Annotated in this window: 2 protein-coding genes and 1 pseudogene; 1 reads left to right on the forward strand and 2 read right to left on the reverse strand. The window is 72.7% G+C overall.

Annotated features, from left to right (window positions below):
• Positions 1-276: 276 nt before the first annotated feature.
• Positions 277-2,070 carry a 3-oxosteroid 1-dehydrogenase gene (gene kstD / locus AVW11_RS35335; RefSeq protein WP_076047068.1) on the forward strand — a complete coding sequence of 598 codons (1,794 nt, stop codon included), beginning with the start codon at positions 277-279 and terminating at the stop codon, positions 2,068-2,070.
• A 103-nt stretch (positions 2,071-2,173) separates the two neighbouring features.
• On the opposite strand, the gene AVW11_RS35340 is transcribed toward kstD, so the two are convergent.
• Positions 2,174-2,674, reverse strand: a complete 501-nt coding sequence (locus AVW11_RS35340) for a hypothetical protein (RefSeq protein ID WP_060179759.1) — start codon at positions 2,672-2,674, stop codon at positions 2,174-2,176.
• A 28-nt stretch (positions 2,675-2,702) separates the two neighbouring features.
• Positions 2,703-2,886 (reverse strand): annotated as a pseudogene (locus AVW11_RS38155) (hypothetical protein); the annotation flags it as partial.

A 2,886-nucleotide genomic window follows, 5' to 3' on the forward strand; every position in this document is an offset into this window, starting at 1 on the left:
GTGGGCACGCGCTGACCCTCCCCTCCCCCGGACGCGAAGTCCCGTGGCTCCCACCGCCACGGGACTTCGCTCGTTCGCGTCCGCGAACGCGGCGCCGCAAGGGCGAGGCGGCACGTGAAGGAGCCGGCCGCCCGGATGCGGGCGGCGGGCCGAGCGGTCGGCCGCGGGCCCGGGTGCCGGATGGCTTGACATCACATGATCCCCCGAACACTTTTCTGACTCAGCATCAGACATGCTGGAGTCACCCTCTCCTCCCCACTCCGCCGGAGCCTGCCCATGTCCGCAAGCGCTTCACGCACGTCCCCCGCCCCCCTCCCGTCCAGACGCGCGGTCCTCGCCGGCACCGGGGCCGGGGTCCTCGCCGCCACGGTGCTGCCGTCCGGCACCGCGCGGGCCGACGCCGGACAGGCCGGGCCGCCGCTCGGCGAGTACGACGTGGTCGTGGTCGGTTCCGGGGCGGCCGGGATGACGGCCGCCCTCACCGCCGCGAAGCGCGGCCTGAGCGTCCTGGTGATCGAGAAGGCCCCCACCTTCGGCGGATCGGCCGCACGCTCGGGCGCCGGTATCTGGCTGCCCAACAATGCGGTGATCCTGGCCGCGGGAGTGCCCGACACCCCGCAGAAGGCGGCGACATACCTGTCGGCCGTCGTCGGGCCCGAGGTGCCGGCCGACCGCCAGGCCGCGTTCCTCGCGAACGGCCCCCGCATGCTGGACTTCGTGATGGCCAACAGTCCGCTGAGGTTCCGCTTCATGGAGGGCTACAGCGACTACTACCCCGACCTGCCGGGTGGCCTGCCGAACGGCCGCTCCATCGAGCCGGACCAGATCGACGGGAACATCCTCGGCGGCGAACTGGCCCGTCTGAACCCGGCGTACATGCCGGTGCCCGCCGGGATGGTGGTCTTCAGCCAGGACTACAAGTGGCTGAACCTCGCGGCGGTCAGCGCCAGGGGCCTGGCCGTGTCCACCGAGTGCCTGGCGCGCGGTACGAAGGCGGCGCTGCGCGGCGAGAAGCCGCTGACGATGGGCCAGGCGCTGGCGGCCGGGCTGCGGGCCGGACTGCAGCGCGCCGGGGTGCCGCTGTGGTTGAACAGTCCCCTGGTGGACCTGGTCCAGGAGGGCGGCGCCGTCACCGGCGTGGTGGTCGACAAGGAGGGCGTGCGGGGCGTCGTACGGGCCCGCAAGGGGGTGGTCGTCGGCTCGGGCGGCTTCGAGCACAACGGGGCGATGCGGGCGCAGTACCAGCAGCAGCCGATCGGCACCCAGTGGTCGGTGGGGGCGAAGGAGAACACGGGCGACGGGATCCTCGCCGGTCAGCGGGCGGGGGCGGCGCTGGCGTTGATGGACGACGCGTGGTGGGGGCCGTCGATCCCGCTGCCCGGGGAGCCGTACTTCTGCCTGGCGGAACGGACCCTGCCGGGCGGGCTGATCGTGAACGCCCACGGGACGCGGTTCGTCAACGAGGCTGCTCCGTACAGCGATGTGGTGCATGTGATGTACGAGAAGGACCGCGGTGCGACCGGTTCGCACATACCGGCGTGGCTGATCGTGGATCAGAACTACCGCAACAGATACCTGTTCAAGGACATCCTGCCGACGCTGCCCTTCCCGGACTCGTGGTACCAGGCGGGTGCGGCGAAGAAGGCGTGGACGTGGGACGCGCTGGCGGGCCAGATCGGCGTACCGGCGGCGGCGCTGCGGGCGACGCTGGGCCGGTTCAACGCGCAGGCGTGGAGCGGGACCGACTCCGACTTCCACCGGGGCGACACCGCGTACGACCACTACTACACGGACCCGAACGTGCAGCCGAACTCGTGTCTGGCCCCGATCTGGGTGCCTCCGTTCTACGCCTTCAAGATCGTGCCCGGGGATCTCGGTACGAAGGGCGGCATCGTCACGGACGCGCGGGCCCGGGCACTGCGCGCGGACGGCTCGGTGATCCGGGGCCTGTACGCGGCGGGCAACGCGAGCGCCGCGGTGATGGGCCACAGCTACGCGGGGGCCGGGTCGACGATCGGCCCCGCGATGACGTTCGGCTACGTGGCGGCCAACGACATCGCGGACGCGTGATCGGGCGGTTCCGACCGCCCGGGTCGGACCCGTACGGGTTCGTCCCGGGGTGACCCGGCGGTCGGTCGCGGGGACCTCGCGGGCAGGTCCGGGCCCGGCGGGGTCAGCCCTGCTGGAAGAGCTCGGCGGGGAGCGGCTTGAGAAGGGCGTAGAGGTCGTCGGTGATCGGGCGGTCCCAGCTGGCGATGGTGACCAGCACGTTGTCGCTGCGGTCGAACTGGACGCAGGAGATGCGGGACTCCGACAGCTTGATCTTCCGGACGATGAGGAGGTTGTCGCCCTGCATGACGGGGCAGTCCTCGACGCCGGTGACCTCGACGTCCTCGTCGTTCTCCAGCGCGTCGAGGAGCTGGGCCACCTCGAAGGGGACCTGGCCTTCGGCGAGGTCGCGGGCCGGGGACCCCTCGGGAAGGTTACCGATGATCATCGCGGGGCCGCGTCCGCCGAACAGGTCGTAGCGGAGGAAGACCCCCTGGCAGCTGCCGTCGGGCGCGGGCAGCAGCCCGGCCCCGAGATTGCCCGGCCAGTCCCCCGGGTCCATGGCCAGGACGTCGAAGTCCGGGCCGGCGGGTGTGGCGGCGCGGTGGCGGCGGAGGAAGGACATGCGGCCATGGTACGTGGCCGCAGGAGTTTTACGGCCCGGGGGCCCCTGATCCCACACCCGCGCGCGGGCGGGCCCGCCGGACGGGTGGGACCAGGGTGAAGCAGGGCGGGAGCAGGCCGGTGTCGCCCGTGACGTGCAGGGCGGCGGCCGGGACGCGGCGCCGGGGGAAGAGCGCCAGGTCCGCGCCGGAGCCGGCGGCCTCGCCGGCTCCG

Origin of the sequence: Streptomyces amritsarensis, from assembly GCF_001953875.1 — a bacterium.
Classification (GTDB): Bacteria; Actinomycetota; Actinomycetes; order Streptomycetales; family Streptomycetaceae; genus Streptomyces; species Streptomyces amritsarensis.